The organism is Ruegeria sp. B11, assembly GCF_056539785.1.
Window position 1 is genome coordinate 1,083,611 of the sequence record NZ_JBQFVO010000001.1, and the last position, 15,975, is coordinate 1,099,585.

The following is a 15,975-nucleotide window of genomic DNA, read 5'->3' on the forward strand; positions in this document are numbered from 1 at the left end:
TGTTCGAGTTTCGCTCTTAATGAAAAAGGAAGCTGACATGTCGCAAAAACCCAAAGTGAATGCTCCCGTCGAGCACATCAGTGTTTTTGATGTCTGCGGTGGCGAAATAGAGATTGGTCGGCCCAAAGATCGATGGACGATGCTTTTCGTCTATCGCGGGCGTCACTGTCCCAGATGCAAGCGATTTCTCAGTAAATTGAACGCCATGCTGGCTGATTGGAGCAGCGTCATGGATGTGGTGGTCGTTTCTGCCGACTCTAAAGAAAAGGCTTTGGCCGACAAGGAAGAGTTCGGTTGGACATTTAATTTGGGCTTTGGATTGACCGAAACGCAGATGCGATCACTTGGCCTCTACGTGTCGGCCCCTCTTTCAGAGGCTGAGACAACGACACTGTTTGCAGAGCCCGGCGCATTCGGAATTCGGCCAGATGGCAGTTTGATGTTGGTCGACATTTCGAATGGCCCTGCCGCGCGCCCGGATCTTGAAGAATTGCTAGACGGAATGAAGTTCAATATCGAAAACGACCGCCCGACCCGGGGAACAGTTTTTTAACTGCAACGGTGCAGTCAGGCGAATTCGAATCAGTCTCAGTTTACCGCAGAAACCGCGAACCTATCCGGAACAAAGTTGACGCCACTCGCTAAGTGTGGCGGCGCGGGTTAGCTTCAAGGTGTCTCGACTGGCTAGCGATCTTTCCTTGTTGAAGTGGTCGTAAACGGAGGAACGGACGGAGGCGAATTTCTGTAGACTTCGCATGCGCCTGAAACGCTGCATGGCGCGTTCATGCCGTCGGAAAGGAAGGTGCGAGTTCTCGACGGGGTTATTGAGCCACCTGCCCGTCCTTTGTTTTTTAACACGCCCTAGTGTCTGAGTGCAGCCTTATAGAATGCAAAACAGTCGGTCACGATCTCATCGGCGCAACCATATCGCTTCATCAATTTCTAGAGGAATTTCAGCGCTGCAGCTTTGTTTCGGCGTTTGGTGACAACGGCCTCCAGTACTTCGCCCTCATGATCTACGGCCCGCCAGAGGTAATGCCGCTTGCCATTCACATTCACGAAAATCTCGTCAACGTGCCACTTCCATTTTGAAAAGGCTCGGAGTTGCTGAACACGCTTCTGCCTTATCTCAGCAACAAACATCGGGCCAAACCTGTTCCACCAATATCGGACAGTTTCGCGGCTGACATCGATACCTCGCTCGTGCAGCAGATCTTCGACATTCCGAAGCGAGAGCGAGAAACGGTTGTACAGCATGACCGAAAGGCAGATGATCTCGGGACTGGTTTTAAAGTATTTGAAAGAGGCAGGTCTGGTCATGCGCAAAAGCTACGCAACACCCCTACCCCGCTCAAGCAAAGTTCTTCTTAAAAGACCATCAGAGCAATTCAATCTGACAAGACGTAAAAAAGGCTTGTAATATTATCTACCTATTGATAGGTAGATTACATGAAGCACAAACCCCGACGGAGGTACTCAGATGAAGATTTATGATGTCGAAGGGTTCCCGAACCCTGCCCGTGTTCGTATTGCGCTGGCTGAAAAAGGCGCGTCAGACAAAGTTGAATTCATCCCTGTGGATGTGATGGGCGGCGAACATCGTACGCCTGAGTTCAAAGCCAAAAACCCCGATGCCGCGGTGCCTTGTTTGGAACTGGAAGATGGATCGCACATCGCTCAATGCAACGCGATCACTGAATATATCGACGCAACCTTCGATGGCCCATCATTGACCGGCGTGACTGCGCAAGAGCGCGCCCGAATCTCGATGATGAATCTGCGCGCGGAAAACGGTCTGTTGAATGCGGTCGGCACCTACTTCCACCATGCCACACCTGGCCTCGGCCCGGACCTGGAAACCTATCAATGCGCCGAATGGGGCAACAAACAGAAAGAGGTTGCCGGAAACACCATGGCCTATCTGGATGCGGTATTGGCCGAAAACGAATACTTGGCTGGAGACACATTCTCGGTGGCTGATATCACCGCCTTTGCAGGATTGGCGTTCGCCGATTTTGCTAAAGTTGAAATTCCTGAAACCCTGACCAACCTGCAAGCTTGGCGTGCTAAGATGGCGGCCCGTCCATCTATCGCCGGCTAAGCGAGAACTGCCATTTAAGTTGAAAGGACCCCTCCCATGGAACTCAACTCGGACTTCTCTTCGCGTGTCGTTGTTCACTCTGATCAGCTTGAGTGGCAGGCCTCGCCCATGAAGGGTGTGGACCGGCGCATGCTGGACCGAATTGGTGGCGAAGTCGCCCGCGCCACCACCATTGTGCGCTATGCACCAGGCAGCAAATTCTCGGCCCACACCCATACGGGTGGTGAAGAGTTCATAGTTTTGGACGGCGTCTTTCAGGATGAGCATGGCGATTTTCCCGAAGGCACTTATGTGCGCAATCCCCCAACGACCGAGCATACGCCCGGCTCAGAACCCGGCTGCACGATCTTCGTCAAACTCTGGCAGTTTGACATGGATGATCGCAATCAGTTCCGCAAAACCATGGCCGACGAACTGGCCGCACCCGTGAACGGGGTCGCCACTGCGACCCTGCACAAGGATGACCGCGAGGTTGTCACTTACAGCCATGTTGATGCAGGCACCGAGATTACTTCGAATGCGCCGGGTGGTATCGAGCTGTTAATGATTGGCGGATCGCTGACCTCAGGCGGTGACGTTCTGAAAAAGAACGACTGGCTACGCCTGCCTGAGGGTGAAGCGCTGTCGGCTATGGCTGGCCCAGACGGGGCGAAGGTCTGGATGAAGACTGGCCACCTGCCCTTTGCACAGCCACCGGTGGTTTAATTCATGAGTAGCAAGAAACCTCTGGCGATTGTCGCCGGTGCGGGGGCTGGCCTTGGCCAGTCCCTTCTCGCGCGGTTTCAGGCAGGTGGCATGACGGCCATTGGTCTTGGACGGACGCAGCCGCAGGAAACGATCGCGCCGTTTCATCAGGTCGATCTGTCCGATCCGAGTGCGGTTGCGCCAGTGATTTCTGAATTGATCGCTACGCATGGCCCGCCGAAGATCGTGGTACACAATACGGCTGAGCTGGTGATCGCGCCATTCCCCGAAACCGCATTGGAAGACTATAAGAGAACGTGGACTTCAATGGTGCAATCTTTGGTCCTGCTGGGGCAATGTGTTCTGCAACCGATGGTGCGCGGCGGTGGTGGCGCGCTGATCGTTTCGGGGGCCACAGCGTCGCGGCGCGGCGGCCCACGGTTTTCCGCTTTTGCGTCGGCTAAGTTCGCCGTGCGCGGGTTGACACAATCGCTGGCACGTGAATATCAACCGGCTGGCGTACATATCTCGCACGTCGTTCTGGACGGGATCATCGATACACCCCGCTCGCGGGATTTGCACTCGCTGGATCCGTCGAAGATGATGAAACCGGACGAGATTGCCGAGGCCTACTGGCAGTTGGCTCACCAACCGCAATCCACCTGGACCCATGAGCTGGACCTGCGCCCGGCATCTGAGGGGTTCTGAGCGATGCAGACGCAAACTCTGATCATTGGCGCAGGCCTTTCTGGCCTCTGCCTTGCGCGACAGCTACAGGCACGAAACCATGACTACCTGCTGGTCGAAGCGCGGGGTCGTCCGGGCGGACGTATCTTGACGGAAAGGCTGGAGGGTGGGTACTTCGACATGGGTCCCGCCTGGTTCTGGCCCGGGCAGCCGCGTATTGCAGCGTTAATAAAGCGGCTCGGACTGGAGTGGTTCGAGCAATATTCAACAGGCGCTCTCAGCTTTGAAAACGAGATCGGCCAGGTCGAGCGCGATCGCGGGTTTGCCTCGATGCAAGGATCTTATCGCTTGAAAGGTGGTCTGGGCGCCCTCACTGATGCGCTTGCCGCTGAGATACCGTCGAAGCGGCTCATCTTATCCGCGCCAATCGTCGGGTTAGAGAAGTCTGCGTCTGGGATCACCACGACCGCTCAAACTGGGCAAGTCATCCATGCTCAGGAAGTCGTACTGGCCCTCCCTCCTCGCGTGGCGAGCAAGATCGCGTTCTCACCTGCTTTACCAGATGAAGCTTTAGCGGCAATGACCGGGATCGCGACTTGGATGGCCGGACAGGCCAAAGCCATCGCTGTCTATGATACCCCGTTCTGGCGCACGGCCGGGCTGTCCGGTGACGCGATGAGCCGCAGGGGGCCGATGGTGGAAATACACGACGCATCCCCTGCCGAGGGCGGACCTTACGCGTTGTTCGGCTTTATTGGTTTACCCCCGGGCGCCCGCAGCAACGAAGAACGGCTGCGGCAGGTGCTTAAAGAGCAATTGGCCCGGCTTTTCGGCACCGAAGCTGCGGAGCCAAAGACACTCTATGTTAAAGATTGGGCCTTTGACCCGTTCACCTCTATCGAAGCGGATCAACAGCCGTTATACGCTCATCCGCAATACGGGCTGCCCCATGCGATGACCCGTCTGTGGGATGGCCGACTAATCTTTGGCGGGACCGAAGTTGCACCACAGTTCGGGGGCTATATCGAAGGCGCCCTGGAGTCTGCGGAAAACGCGCTGGCCCTGATCATGACGGAAAAGGTTTGAGCACGTATGACGAGTGATACCAAGACTGCCCTTCTGGATGTTGCCGAACACGCTGCGCGCGCGAGGGGGTTTGACGGGTTCAGCTATGCCGATCTGGCAGAGGCGGTGGGTATTCGCAAGGCGTCAATCCACTATCATTTCCCGACCAAAGCAGCGCTGTCGGCGGCACTCATGGATCGCTATCATGAGACCCTGCAGGCAGAGTGCAACCGCATCCGGGTAGGACACAAAACCGGGGCCGAGCAAATGCTGGCCCTGATCGACCTCTACCGGGATGCACTCAATGACGGGAAAACCTTGTGTCTCTGCGTGTCGCTCATCAGCAGCCGTGAAAGCCTTTCGGATGACGTGATCCAAAAGATCAGAAAATTCCGCGCCATGATGGTTACCCAAATCGAAGAGATCCTGAAGCTTGGCCAAGAGGACAAATCAATCACCGGTATCACCGATCCGATCTCGGAGTCCCGCGCGATACTGGCCCTTTTGGAAGGCGCGCATCTGACCGCGCGCGCAGAAGAGAATGTGAATACCTTCGATGAGGCTTTGGGCGTTTTAAAGTCCCGCTGTTGACCTTCGCCCCGACACATCGGATCGTTGCCGCAAGCAATTCATTTGATATTCGGAGCTTCCATTATGCCCAAAGTCATTCTGATCACCGGCACGTCAACCGGCCTTGGTGTTCAAATCGCCGTACAAGCGGCCCATGCGGGCCATACTGTCTACGCTACTATGCGAAACCTCGCCAAGCGCGGCATCTTGGATGCGGCCGCCTCTGACGCTGGCGTCAATTTCAACGTGCTTGAGCTGGACGTGCAAGACAGCGCCAGCGTAAACGCCGCAGTCGATCAGATCATCGCGAAAGAGGGGCGGATCGATAAGCTGATCAACAATGCGGGTGCTGGATTTGTTCGCACAACCGAACAAGCCAGCGAAGAAGACGTCGCCTGGGTCATGGATGTGAATTTCATGGGAGTCGTGCGCTGCACAAAAGCGGTGATGCCACACATGCGCGCAGCACGCTCGGGCCACGTCATCACAATCTCATCCGTAGGCGGCCTTGTGGGTCAGCCGTTCAACGAGATCTACTGCGCCGCAAAGTTCGCCGTTGAGGGATACACTGAGGCTCTGGCCAGCTATGTCACGCCCAATTTCGGTATCCATTTCTCGACAGTCGAACCGGGCGGTATTCAATCCGAGTTTGCGACCAATGTGCTTAAACATGTCGAGGCCACGGGCGGGATGCTTGAGGATGAGTATCTACCTATTCTCCAGAAGTATATCGGCGGCGCTCAGGCGCGAATGGATGGCAGCGATATCTATCAAACTTCGGAACAAGTGGCATCAGTTGTCATGGGCGTGGTTGAAGCCTCTGACCCGCCGATCCGCGTTCGCACTTCAAACTGGGGTGAGGCGTTTACTCGCCTGAAAACCGAAGCAGACCCGGATGGAAAAAAGCAACAAGCAGCCGTGATTGAGCAGTTCCTACGCTAAAACCTTACTCGTGTAAGTCTGCTCGGAATGCGGCAGCCTTGCTGCAATTGCCACAGGTTTCCATGCTGCATCAACGGCGACGTCCGCTTTTTGCGATGTCGAGGAACACCAGCACGCGTCGATCATGCGTACAATCCCTGATCCTTTTCGGATCGGTTTCTGTCGGCAATGTCGTAAAGCTTTTCGCGACCAGCGCCATGAAAAGGGTGCTGTCAGACGAATTCGAACCAGTCTCTATTAGGCCAGTGACGCTGTCCTTTATCCAGCACCAAGTTGACGCCACTCGCTAAGAGCGGCGCTTCGTGCCAACTTGAAGGTGTCTCGGCTGGTCAGCGATCTTTCCTGGTTGAAGTGGTTGTAGACAGAGGAATGGACGGAGGCGAATTTCTGCAAACTTCGCATGCGCCTGAAACGTTGCATGGCGCGTTCACGCCGTCGGAAAGGAAGGTGCGAATTCTCGACACGGTTATTGAGCCACCTGCCCGTCTGCTGTTTTTCGGTAGCGCCGAGCTCTCTGAGAGCAGCTCGATACGACGCGAAGCGATCGGTGACTACTTCTTCAGCTTTACCGCGCCGCCTCATCGATTTCCTGAGGAATTTCAATGCTGCTTGCTTGTTTCGACGTTTGGTAACGATTGCTTCCAGCACTTCGCCCTCATGATCGACGGCCCGCCAAAGACAAAGCCGCTTACCATTCACCTTCACGAAAACCTCGTCCGCGTGCCACTTCCATTTGGAGTATGCTCTCAATTGCTGAGCACGCTTTCTTTGGATCTCAGCAGCAAACATCGGGCCAAACCTGTTCCACCAATATCGGACAGTTTCGTGCCTCACGTCGATGCCTCGCTCGTGCAACAAGTCTTCGACATTCCGAAGCGAGAGCGGGAAACGGATGTACAGCACTACCGCAAGACGGATGATATCGGGACTGGTTTTGAAGTATTTGAAAGAGGCAGGTCTGGTCATGGGCAAAAGCTATGCAACACCCCTGCCCGCCTCAAGACAAGTTCTTCTGACAAGACCGGGCTGACCATAGGCGCAGAGTGTCACCCCACGCGCCCTTCCAACCAACGACCGGCGTATCAAATGCTTGGGCCAGAACCGTATCGGCGGGATGCCATTCCGCCTTCCCATCGTGATGGGAAACATAGCCGCCAAAGGCGATCCGGTATCGGACTTCGGGACGCTCAAACTCTCAGGCGAAGCGCTGGTTTAACCAGGTTTCCGCTTTTTCGACCTGCTGACCTTCGACAAAACTCTGCTCGAAAAAAGCCATGCTCATAGCGGATGTCGTAACCATAAGCCGGAAGCCAAGAGTAGCGAGTGAGCCCATGAAACAGGCCGCCAGCCGTCCGAGGCCGCCATTCCCCAAGGCGGCATCAGGTTCGTCGTTGAATACGACCGACGCATCTTGGCCGAGTTACGCGAGAGCTTCCATAACCTCTTCCACCAGCCCCAGATTCGCGGTCATGTCTTCGACAAGTCGGCCAATCAAAAACTCCATTGAAAGGTAGTAAACACGTTTTGCACCTGACTGATACGTCTCGCGTGTGCTTTCGAACCTAGGGTCAACTATGCGGTCGCGCAACGTTAGCGAAACCGCCATTCGCCAATCATAGGTCGACGCATGTACTGCGTCTTTGCCGAGCGAATAGTTGAGATGTCTGAGGATTTGTGAGTGCATGATTAAACAGGGCCAATAGTTTTGGTCGGGTTGGTTTGATTGCGACGCCTATGCCGTCAGACACACTTCCATAATTGAGGAATTGAACACCTTCGGCTTCAAGAGTTGTGCGCATCGCTTCGATAATAGCGTGCTTCACGCCGCTTTTTCCGGCTTCAAACCGGTGTACGGTCATATGAGAAACCCGCGACAAATCGGCAAATCCCTTCATAGACAATCCAGGCGCGTTGCGGGCCATTCTAAGCTGTTCTGGTTTCACGTTTTTCTCCAGAATCTTTGGGGGATCACAGATGAGCAAGCCTGCCCTATCTGACTTTCTTCATAACGGGTCCAACACATCCGCGATCTACGCGATTTACACTCCTGATCGGTCAACCAGTGTTTCCTACCAAAAGCACGAGTGACATCACCCACAGATTTGCCTCAAGCCTCATCAACGTACGCGATAAGAGCAGCTTCGCAACCATTCTGCCAAACTATGTCGAGCCACTTGGAAAACGAACTGGAAAACGGTTTGGCGTCCTTCAAGTCACCGTAAATCCGACTTTGTTCAAGCCAGACCGCCGGGTTTGACTTGGCGGCAAGGGCTGCCTCACTCAGTCTATCCCAAATCGGATCATTCGCCTCGATCACACTACCATCTTCGCGTGTGCCTGCGCACATACGTGCCCATAGCGCCTCGACGAGCGCTAAACCGGTAACGGAACGCCCAGCCTTCAACTGGTCTCGCAATATCGGCAAAACGAAACCTGTATGGCGCGCTGAACCGTCGAAAGCCACGCGTCTGGTCGTGTCCACAATCCTTGGATTTGAAAACCTGCTTTCAACGAGGCCTACATACTCTTCCGGACTTTTTCCGGAAACCGATGAAACCGTTGGCGCAATCTCTATTCTCTGAACTTTACCAAAAAACTGCGAAACAACCGGGTGTCTCATGCATTCGGAAATCGTCTGGAGCCCTAATATCTCACCCACATTTGCGAGCACCTGATGCCCGGCATTGAGGACTCGAATTTTCATAGCTTCAAACGCATGAACGTCGTCAGTGAAGATTGCGCCAACCTCACCCCAGTCCGGACGCCCAGCGCAGAAATTGTCTTCAATCACCCATTGGCGATACGCTTCGTGCGTGACCACAGCAGCATCGTCAATGCCAAAATCTATGGCAAGTGCAAGTTCGCTTGGACCGGTCGAAGGGGCGATGCAATCCACCATCGAATTCGGAAATGTGGCGTTGGTGTCAATCCAATCGGCCAGTTCAGGGTCGGACATGCGAGCCATCGAAACAACGGTTTGCCTAAGGACGTCACCGTTGCTTTGCAGATTGTCGCAACTTAGCCCGGTGAAGGGCGCATGCCCTGCGTCTCGTCTCACGCGAAGGGCGGCCACTATGGCACCAAAGACTGTTCGGGGCGCCAAAGGATTTTTGGCGTCGTGCTGAACGTCAGGGTGGTTGGCGTCAAACCCGTTCGTGACTGGATCAACGTAGTAGCCACTTTCGGTTACAGTCATAGAAACGATGCGAATGGCCGGATTCGACATCGTGCGAATTAGCGCTCCGTTGCCGTCTTCAATAGGCAGGTAGTTGATCATCGAGCCTATGACTTCAGCTGAGATTTTTTCAGGATCGAGCTCGATCAGGGTCGTGAGGCAATCCTGTGCAAGCAGTTTCTCCCGCATAGTCGCATCATAGGGTCGTACGCCCGCGCCGATGATGGCCCAATCTTCAGCTTTTCCTTGCTGCATTAATCGGTGCAAGTACCATGCTTGATGCGCGCGGTGGAAATTGCCGACGCCCACATGAATAATACCTGGTTTCAGGGTGGTACGGTCATATCTTGGGCGCTCGACGGTGAGCTGGTCGAGTGTCGCATTCGAAAGGGAGATCAGCTCATCCATTGCCCACCATCCACGTTATAAGTTTGTGCGACGATGTAGTTCGCCGCATCACCTGCCAGAAAAACAGCCATTCCGGTCAAATCGTCCGGTGTGCCCATGCGTCCGTAGGGCACGGCGGCATCAACTTCCTGTTTCTTTTGTCCGGGTGCCTTGTCTTCATACTTGGCAAAGAACGCATCCACGCCGTCCCAGTGCTCGCCGTCGACGACACCCGGAGAAATCGCGTTCACGTTTATGCCGTGCTTGATCAGGTTCAGCCCCGCCGACTGAGTCAGGCTGATGACCGCCGCTTTTGTCGCGCAATAGACTGCAACCAACGGCTCACCGCGCCGTCCGGCTTGACTTGCCATGTTGATGATCTTGCCACCTTTCCCGCGCTCAATCATGCACCGCGCTACGGCCTGCGTCGTAAAGAGAGTACCCGCTACATTGATGTCAAAAGCGCGCTGATAGTCGGCGCGTTCGATTTCAACAATCGGGGCTGCTGTGAAAAGTGCTGCGTTGTTGACCAGAATGTCTATATGCCCGAACTCCGCTATTGTATTGCCCACAGCGTTGTCGATGCTGGCCTGGTCGGTCACATCCATAGCCACCGCGATTGCATTTTCTCCAAGTGCGGCAGCGCTTTGGCGAGCGCCATCAATATTGATGTCGGCGATGGCGACTCGGGCGCCTTCACTGACATAAGCTTCGGCAAAGGCCCGCCCGATTCCTCGGGCGGCACCTGTGATCAGGGCTGTTTTTCCAGCCAATTGCATTATTCGATCCTTAGACCTTGAGCGTCGAACTTGTGCAACTTGTCCATTTGCGGTGTCAGGTAGATCGTGTCGCCATGCTTGGCCTGAATGTCACCTGTAATCCGCACGGTGACCATGTCAGCAAGACCCGTGTCATGGACGTGAATGAAGGTGTCCGATCCCAGGTGCTCCGCCACACCAACGACGCCTTTCCACATTCCGTCGGTTGTGCTGACATCGGTGTGCTCTGGGCGAATGCCAATTGTGGCTGCGCCGCTCTTCTCGGCCTCAGCACCCTTGATCAGATTCATTTTCGGAGACCCGATGAAGCCTGCAACAAATTCATTGCGTGGGCTGTGATAGAGCTCCAGCGGTGAACCCACCTGTTCGATCACACCGGCGCGCAGGACAACGATCTTGTCCGCCATGGTCATGGCTTCGACCTGATCGTGGGTCACGTAGATCATCGTCGTTTTGAGCCGTTCGTGAAGTTCACTGATTTCAAGCCGCATTCCGACCCGCAGGGCCGCGTCGAGGTTAGACAGCGGTTCATCGAAGAGAAACGCTGCAGGTTCCCGTACAATTGCGCGACCGATTGCAACACGCTGACGCTGCCCGCCTGACAATTGCCCCGGACGCCGATCCAGATAATCGGTAAGATTCAGCGCCTTTGCGGCTCCTTCGATCCGGCGATTTTGCTCGTCCTCATCGATCCCTGCCATTTTCATCGGGAACGCGATGTTTTTGCGCACCGACATATGCGGGTAGAGGGCGTAGGACTGAAAGACCATTGCCAAACCGCGCTTTGCGGGGGGCACGTCAGTCGCATCCGAGCCGTCGATTTCTATGTGGCCCGTAGTGATGTCTTCGAGTCCCGCGATCAGGCGCAACAGTGTGGATTTACCGCAGCCCGATGGCCCGACAAAAACCGTGAACTCGCCGTCTCCAATTGTCAGATCCAGAGGCGGAATGACTTGAACGTCGCCGAAGCTTTTGGTCACTTGGTTGAGTTTTATTTGTCCCATTGGTCAAGTTCCTTATTTGACGGCGCCGAAGGTCAGGCCGCTGACAAGTTGTTTCTGGCTGAACCAGCCAAGGATGAGGATTGGCGCAATGGCCATGGTTGATGCTGCACTAAGCTTGGCAAAGAACAGGCCTTCGGGGCTGGAGTAGCTAGCAATGAAGGCCGTTAGCGGAGCCGCATTGGCTGCTGTAAGGTTCAGTGTCCAAAACGCCTCGTTCCAGGCCAGAATGAAGTTCAGCAGTAAGGTTGAAGCTATGCCGGGAATTGCCATTGGCGTGAGAACGTGAAGGATTTCCTCTTTCAACGTCGCACCGTCCATTCGGGCCGCTTCAAGGATCTCACCAGGGATTTCCTTGAAGTATGTGTACAGCATCCAGACGATGATCGGCAGGTTCATCAGCATGAGGATGATGACCAGCGCGCCTCGGCTGTCGAGGATGCCAAGTTTGATGCAGATCAGGTAGATCGGGTACAGAACACCTACCGCCGGTAGCATTTTAGTGGACAGCATCCAGAGGAGGATGTCCTTGGTGCGATTGGATGGAACAAAAGCCATCGACCACGCCGCGGGGACTGCCACGATGATACCCAATATTGTCGAGCCACCAGCGATGATGATCGAGTTCCAAAGGAACCGGGCGTAGTTGGACCGCTCCATCACCGCAGAGTAGTTTTCAAGCGTCCAGTCAAATGCCAGGAACACCGGAGGGTCTGCGATTGCGGTGGCTTCGGTTTTGAAGCTGGTCAGGACAGTCCAGAGGATCGGGAAAAAGATCAGCAGTCCAACACCCCAAGCGGCGGCTGTGTTGATGATCTTACGTTGTTGAGTTACTGCGCGGGCCATTTTGTCCTCCTCACGCGTCCAGGTTCTTGCCAACGATGCGCATCAGGAAGATCGCAACGATATTGGCGAGAATGATTGCATAGACACCACCAGCAGAACCGAGGCCAACATTCTGACTTTCAAGAACACGTTGGAAAATCAGGTAGGTCAGTGTGCGGGTACCAAAGGCACCTCCGGTCGTGACAAATATTTCTGCGAAGATTGCCAGCAGGAAAATCGTCTGAATGAGAACCACGATCGTAATTGCCCGGCTAAGATGCGGCAGAGTGATGTAGCCAAACCGCTTAAGCGGCGGGGCACCATCCATTTCGGCCGCTTCCAATTGTTCTCCGTCCAGAGATTGGATTGCTGTCAAAAGGATCAATGTGGCAAACGGCAACCATTGCCAGGAAACGATCATGACGATCGAAGGTAGCGAAGCCTCTGACAACCAAGCGATTGGTTCGGCTCCGAAAAAGCGCCACAGATGCGCGAACAGGCCGTTCACAGGATCCATGAACATATTCTTCCATACCAGGGCTGAAACCGTCGGCATTACAAAGAACGGAGCGATGACCAGAATACGGACGACACCTTGGCCCCACATCGGCTGGTTCAGCAATATTGCCAGCAATACGCCAAAGATTACCGTGATCAAAAGGACACCGCCAACGATGGTCAATGTGGCGATCACCGACGGCCAGAAGGCGCTGGAGCTGACAAAGCGAACGTAGTTGTCGAAGCCTACCCACCCAAGATCTCCGCCACGCAGTGGAAGGTATTGCTTGAATGAGAAAATGAGCGTCATGATCAGAGGCACGAGCATCCAGCCGAGGAGCAAGATGACTGCTGGGGCCATCATAAGCCGCGCCGCTGATCGGGAGTGTTTAGTAGCCATCGGGCATACCTCCTCTGTTGATTGCCATGAGGCTATCTTAAACAGTGCATAGTTATTGAAAATTTATGGTGCCTCGGGAAACACTTGGGAGAAGAGTGTTGCCCGAGACCGGTGGAGCGCTTAGCGGTAGCCAGCGGCTTCCATGGCGTCGTTTGTCAGCGCCTGAGCTTTGGCAAGCGCCTCATCAACGGTCTGCTGACCTGCATAGACAGCAGAGAATTCCTGGCTCACTTCCGTCGCGATGCCCGCAAATTCCGGGATTGCCACGAACTGGACGCCAACATACGGAACCGGCTTCACAGTCGGGTTTGTCGGGTCCGCAGCTAGAATTGAATCCAGCGTCTTCTGGGCAAAGGGAACCGCCTGATAGTTGGGGTTTTCATAAAGCGATGTACGCGCACCCGGAGGTACGTTCGCCCAACCTTCGTTTTCGGCGACAAGTTCAATATAGTCTTTTGACGTTGCCCATTCGATGAACGCTTTTGCTGCAGTTTCCTTTTGCGTTCCGGCGGGAACTGCCAGCGCCCATGCCCAAAGCCAGTTTGCTTTCTTGTCGACACCTTCACTGTTCGGTGCTAGCGCGAAACCAACCTTGTCGGCAACAGTTGAGTCATCAGGATTGGTCACAAACGAAGCCGCGACGGTGGCGTCAATCCACATGCCACACTTGCCCTGCTGGAACAGGTTCAGGTTTTCATTGAATCCGTTGGTCGCGTAGCCGGTTGGGCCGGATTCCTGCATCATGTCGACAAAGAAGGTCAGCGCCTCTTTCCACTCTGGCTGATCGAACTGGGCATTCCAGTCTTCGTCAAACCAGCGCGCACCGAAGGAATTGCCGGTTACGGTGATAAAGGCACCGCCTTCACCCCAGCCTGCTTTTCCGCGCAGGCAGATTCCGTTGATGTCATTGTCACGGTCTGTCATCGCTGCAGCAGCTTCGCGGATGAATTGCCAGGTTGGCGCCTCAGGCATTTCCAGACCGGCCTTCTCCATAAGGTCAGTCCGGTACATGATCATCGAGCTTTCGCCGTAAAATGGCGCGGCATAGAGAGTACCGTCGTGGCTCAGACCGGCTCGCATGGCTGGCAGAATATCATCCGCATCGTACTCAGCAGAAAGATCGTCAAGCGATACCAACCATCCATTGGCGCCCCAAATCGGTGTTTCGTACATGCCAATGGTCATGATGTCGAAAGAACCGCCCTTTGCGGCGATGTCCGTTGTGACACGCTGGCGCAATACGTTTTCTTCCAATGTGACCCACTCGACCGTGTGGCCGGTCTTATCAGTGAAGTCCTGAGTCAACCCCTGCATGCGAATCATGTCGCCATTGTTCACGGTGGCGATGACAAGATTCTCTGCTAGTGCGCCACTTGCAGTGACGAGTGTCATTGCCGTCGCCGCATATAGAGCTTGTTTGAATGACATCCTAATTCTCCTCCTCGTTGGATGATGACTTTGACTTTAGTCAAAACCACAACGCGAAGTCAATTAGAAATTTACGCGCGTAAAATTTTGGATGGTTGCGCGACCAATAATGCCTCAGGCCGACTCCCGCATGATCAAACGGCCCTCAAACAGTTTTTCCTGCCTTTCGGTCGGGGCTTCTCCCGTCTCGAACAATGCAAACAGGGTGGACACCGACCAATTCGCGATAGCTTCGTAATCTTGCGCGATTGTCGTCAGAGGGGGGCAAGTAAATCTGGAAAAAGGGTGATCATCGTGGCCTGCAATCCTGAGGTTACATTCGTGACCATGACCAACCTTAAAGCCAAGGCCATAGGCGGCTGACAAAAGACCAATTGCAAAGCGATCATTGCTGCACAGGATCGTGTTAGTGCTGAATGCTCCCTCGGATAAAAGCCGACCCCCTTCAACTTTTCCAATTTCCTCGAAGTCCCAGCCTTCTCCGTTTACTCGAAAAATGCTCGGCGTTTTACCGTGCCGCTCCATGCTTTCGATATAGGCTTGTCGGTGTTTGTTGGCGTTCGGGTTCAGAGGTTTCTTCATTTCGAAAAAGCAAGGCGGCTCGCCACTGCGGCAGAGGTACTCAACCATCAAGTCAACACTTTGAAAATGATCGGTACCAACAAATGCCCGTCCGACATTATGCATATTGGCGTCAAACAAGACGACCGGAATATCCGCATCAAATGCCTTTACGGCGTCTGTATCAGACAGCCTGCCGAATGGTGCCAATAATACACCCGCTGGTTTCAAGGATTTAAGCGAGTTAAGGTTATCTCGCTCCATTTCGGGATTACCGTGTGAACTGAGTAAAATCGGGCTGTAACCGGCCTCAATGCATGCAAGCTCCACACGTCTGCCGATCTCGGAAAAGAACGGGTCAGCTAAGTTAGGTACTATAACGCCAATGTTCTTGGTGGTGCGTCTGTTTTGGTTCATCGCGAAAACATTCGGATGATAATCATACTCTTCCAGCGCTGCTTCGATCTTTTTTCTTGTGGAAGCACGCACGCTTTCAGGATCGTTGAAATACTTCGAGACGGTAGGTCGAGAAATCCCACTGATAGCTGCAAACTCTTCCATATTTCGGATTTTACGTTGCAAATTTTACCTCACACCAAATTACAACCTATCGCGCGATAACTTTTGTCAAATTTAGTAGTGAATGACCTGCGGTGTCAAGTTACGCGAAATGATCCTAACCGGCGAGCTGCCTCCTAGACAAAAACTCAAAGTTGAACAGCTTCGCGGGCTTCTGGACACCGGCGCAAGCCCTATTCGCGAAGCACTTACTTGCCGTTGGCCTGTGTAGAACGATTGGCAACTGGTTATCGTTGGTGCGAAGGGACGGTTTGGTTCGCGTGCGGACGAGCTTGCACGATAGGAAAGACAGC

Annotated in this window: 18 protein-coding genes and 2 pseudogenes; 8 read left to right on the forward strand and 12 right to left on the reverse strand. The window is 54.2% G+C overall.

Annotated elements, in window-relative coordinates; translation table 11 throughout:
- Window positions 1-37 precede the first annotated feature (37 nt).
- Complete coding sequence (locus tag ACR0I1_RS05460; RefSeq protein WP_480705315.1) at window positions 38-553, forward strand: redoxin domain-containing protein; 516 nt, start codon at window positions 38-40, stop codon at window positions 551-553.
- 60 nt (window positions 554-613) lie between these two features.
- Here the strand turns inward: ACR0I1_RS05460 and ACR0I1_RS05465 are convergent.
- A pseudogene (locus ACR0I1_RS05465) lies at window positions 614-1,320 on the reverse strand (IS6 family transposase).
- A gap of 160 nt (window positions 1,321-1,480) precedes the next feature.
- Between ACR0I1_RS05465 and ACR0I1_RS05470 the strand changes: the two are divergent.
- From ACR0I1_RS05470 to ACR0I1_RS05495, 6 genes are all read left to right on the forward strand, one after another.
- Window positions 1,481-2,101: a glutathione S-transferase family protein gene (locus ACR0I1_RS05470; RefSeq protein ID WP_170399737.1), complete on the forward strand. Its 621-nt coding sequence runs from the start codon at window positions 1,481-1,483 to the stop codon at window positions 2,099-2,101.
- Window positions 2,102-2,137: 36 nt separating this feature from the next.
- Entirely contained in the window at window positions 2,138-2,806 is a 669-nt protein-coding gene (locus ACR0I1_RS05475) for a cupin domain-containing protein (protein WP_170511673.1), read from the forward strand.
- A gap of 3 nt (window positions 2,807-2,809) precedes the next feature.
- Complete coding sequence (locus ACR0I1_RS05480) at window positions 2,810-3,493, forward strand: SDR family NAD(P)-dependent oxidoreductase (RefSeq protein ID WP_480705317.1); 684 nt, start codon at window positions 2,810-2,812, stop codon at window positions 3,491-3,493.
- Window positions 3,494-3,496: 3 nt separating this feature from the next.
- Window positions 3,497-4,558, forward strand: a complete 1,062-nt coding sequence (locus tag ACR0I1_RS05485; protein WP_480705319.1) for a flavin monoamine oxidase family protein — start codon at window positions 3,497-3,499, stop codon at window positions 4,556-4,558.
- A 6-nt stretch (window positions 4,559-4,564) separates the two neighbouring features.
- The gene (locus ACR0I1_RS05490; protein ID WP_480705320.1) at window positions 4,565-5,128 is read left to right on the forward strand and encodes a TetR/AcrR family transcriptional regulator; all 564 of its coding nucleotides are present in this window, start codon (window positions 4,565-4,567) and stop codon (window positions 5,126-5,128) included.
- Window positions 5,129-5,191: 63 nt separating this feature from the next.
- The gene (locus ACR0I1_RS05495; protein ID WP_480705321.1) at window positions 5,192-6,049 is read left to right on the forward strand and encodes an SDR family oxidoreductase; all 858 of its coding nucleotides are present in this window, start codon (window positions 5,192-5,194) and stop codon (window positions 6,047-6,049) included.
- A 258-nt stretch (window positions 6,050-6,307) separates the two neighbouring features.
- Here the strand turns inward: ACR0I1_RS05495 and ACR0I1_RS05500 are convergent, their stop codons facing one another.
- The 11 genes and pseudogenes from ACR0I1_RS05500 to ACR0I1_RS05550 form a co-directional block, all read right to left on the reverse strand.
- On the reverse strand, window positions 6,308-7,015 hold the full coding sequence (locus tag ACR0I1_RS05500; RefSeq protein ID WP_480705322.1) for an IS6 family transposase: 708 nt from the start codon (window positions 7,013-7,015) through the stop codon (window positions 6,308-6,310).
- A 31-nt stretch (window positions 7,016-7,046) separates the two neighbouring features.
- Window positions 7,047-7,421: pseudogene (locus ACR0I1_RS05505) on the reverse strand (glycogen/starch/alpha-glucan phosphorylase).
- A gap of 48 nt (window positions 7,422-7,469) precedes the next feature.
- The gene (locus ACR0I1_RS05510) at window positions 7,470-7,733 is read right to left on the reverse strand and encodes a hypothetical protein (protein WP_480705764.1); all 264 of its coding nucleotides are present in this window, start codon (window positions 7,731-7,733) and stop codon (window positions 7,470-7,472) included.
- Window positions 7,663-7,971 carry a helix-turn-helix domain-containing protein gene (locus ACR0I1_RS05515; RefSeq protein ID WP_480705748.1) on the reverse strand — a complete coding sequence of 103 codons (309 nt, stop codon included), beginning with the start codon at window positions 7,969-7,971 and terminating at the stop codon, window positions 7,663-7,665. The genes ACR0I1_RS05510 and ACR0I1_RS05515 overlap by 71 nt, the downstream gene beginning before the upstream one ends.
- A 185-nt stretch (window positions 7,972-8,156) precedes the next feature.
- Window positions 8,157-9,632, reverse strand: coding sequence for a mannitol dehydrogenase family protein (locus tag ACR0I1_RS05520; RefSeq protein ID WP_480705324.1), 1,476 nt, complete (start codon window positions 9,630-9,632; stop codon window positions 8,157-8,159).
- Window positions 9,620-10,393 carry an L-iditol 2-dehydrogenase gene (locus ACR0I1_RS05525; RefSeq protein ID WP_480705750.1) on the reverse strand — a complete coding sequence of 258 codons (774 nt, stop codon included), beginning with the start codon at window positions 10,391-10,393 and terminating at the stop codon, window positions 9,620-9,622. The genes ACR0I1_RS05520 and ACR0I1_RS05525 overlap by 13 nt, the downstream gene beginning before the upstream one ends.
- Window positions 10,390-11,394 carry an ABC transporter ATP-binding protein gene (locus ACR0I1_RS05530; protein WP_170719457.1) on the reverse strand — a complete coding sequence of 335 codons (1,005 nt, stop codon included), beginning with the start codon at window positions 11,392-11,394 and terminating at the stop codon, window positions 10,390-10,392. Before ACR0I1_RS05530 ends, ACR0I1_RS05525 begins: the two co-directional genes overlap by 4 nt.
- 12 nt (window positions 11,395-11,406) lie before the next feature.
- Entirely contained in the window at window positions 11,407-12,237 is an 831-nt protein-coding gene (locus ACR0I1_RS05535; RefSeq protein ID WP_170585545.1) for a carbohydrate ABC transporter permease, read from the reverse strand.
- Window positions 12,238-12,247: 10 nt separating this feature from the next.
- Window positions 12,248-13,114, reverse strand: coding sequence for a carbohydrate ABC transporter permease (locus tag ACR0I1_RS05540; RefSeq protein WP_170719459.1), 867 nt, complete (start codon window positions 13,112-13,114; stop codon window positions 12,248-12,250).
- 120 nt (window positions 13,115-13,234) lie between these two features.
- Window positions 13,235-14,542, reverse strand: coding sequence for an ABC transporter substrate-binding protein (locus ACR0I1_RS05545; RefSeq protein ID WP_480705326.1), 1,308 nt, complete (start codon window positions 14,540-14,542; stop codon window positions 13,235-13,237).
- Window positions 14,543-14,656: 114 nt separating this feature from the next.
- A complete protein-coding gene (locus tag ACR0I1_RS05550; protein WP_170733481.1) occupies window positions 14,657-15,664 on the reverse strand; it encodes a LacI family DNA-binding transcriptional regulator in 1,008 nt (335 codons plus the stop codon).
- A gap of 109 nt (window positions 15,665-15,773) precedes the next feature.
- Here ACR0I1_RS05550 and ACR0I1_RS05555 point away from each other — a divergent pair, with 109 nt between their 5' ends.
- A complete protein-coding gene (locus tag ACR0I1_RS05555) occupies window positions 15,774-15,893 on the forward strand; it encodes a GntR family transcriptional regulator (RefSeq protein WP_480705752.1) in 120 nt (39 codons plus the stop codon).
- The last annotated feature ends 82 nt before the right edge of the window (window positions 15,894-15,975 follow it).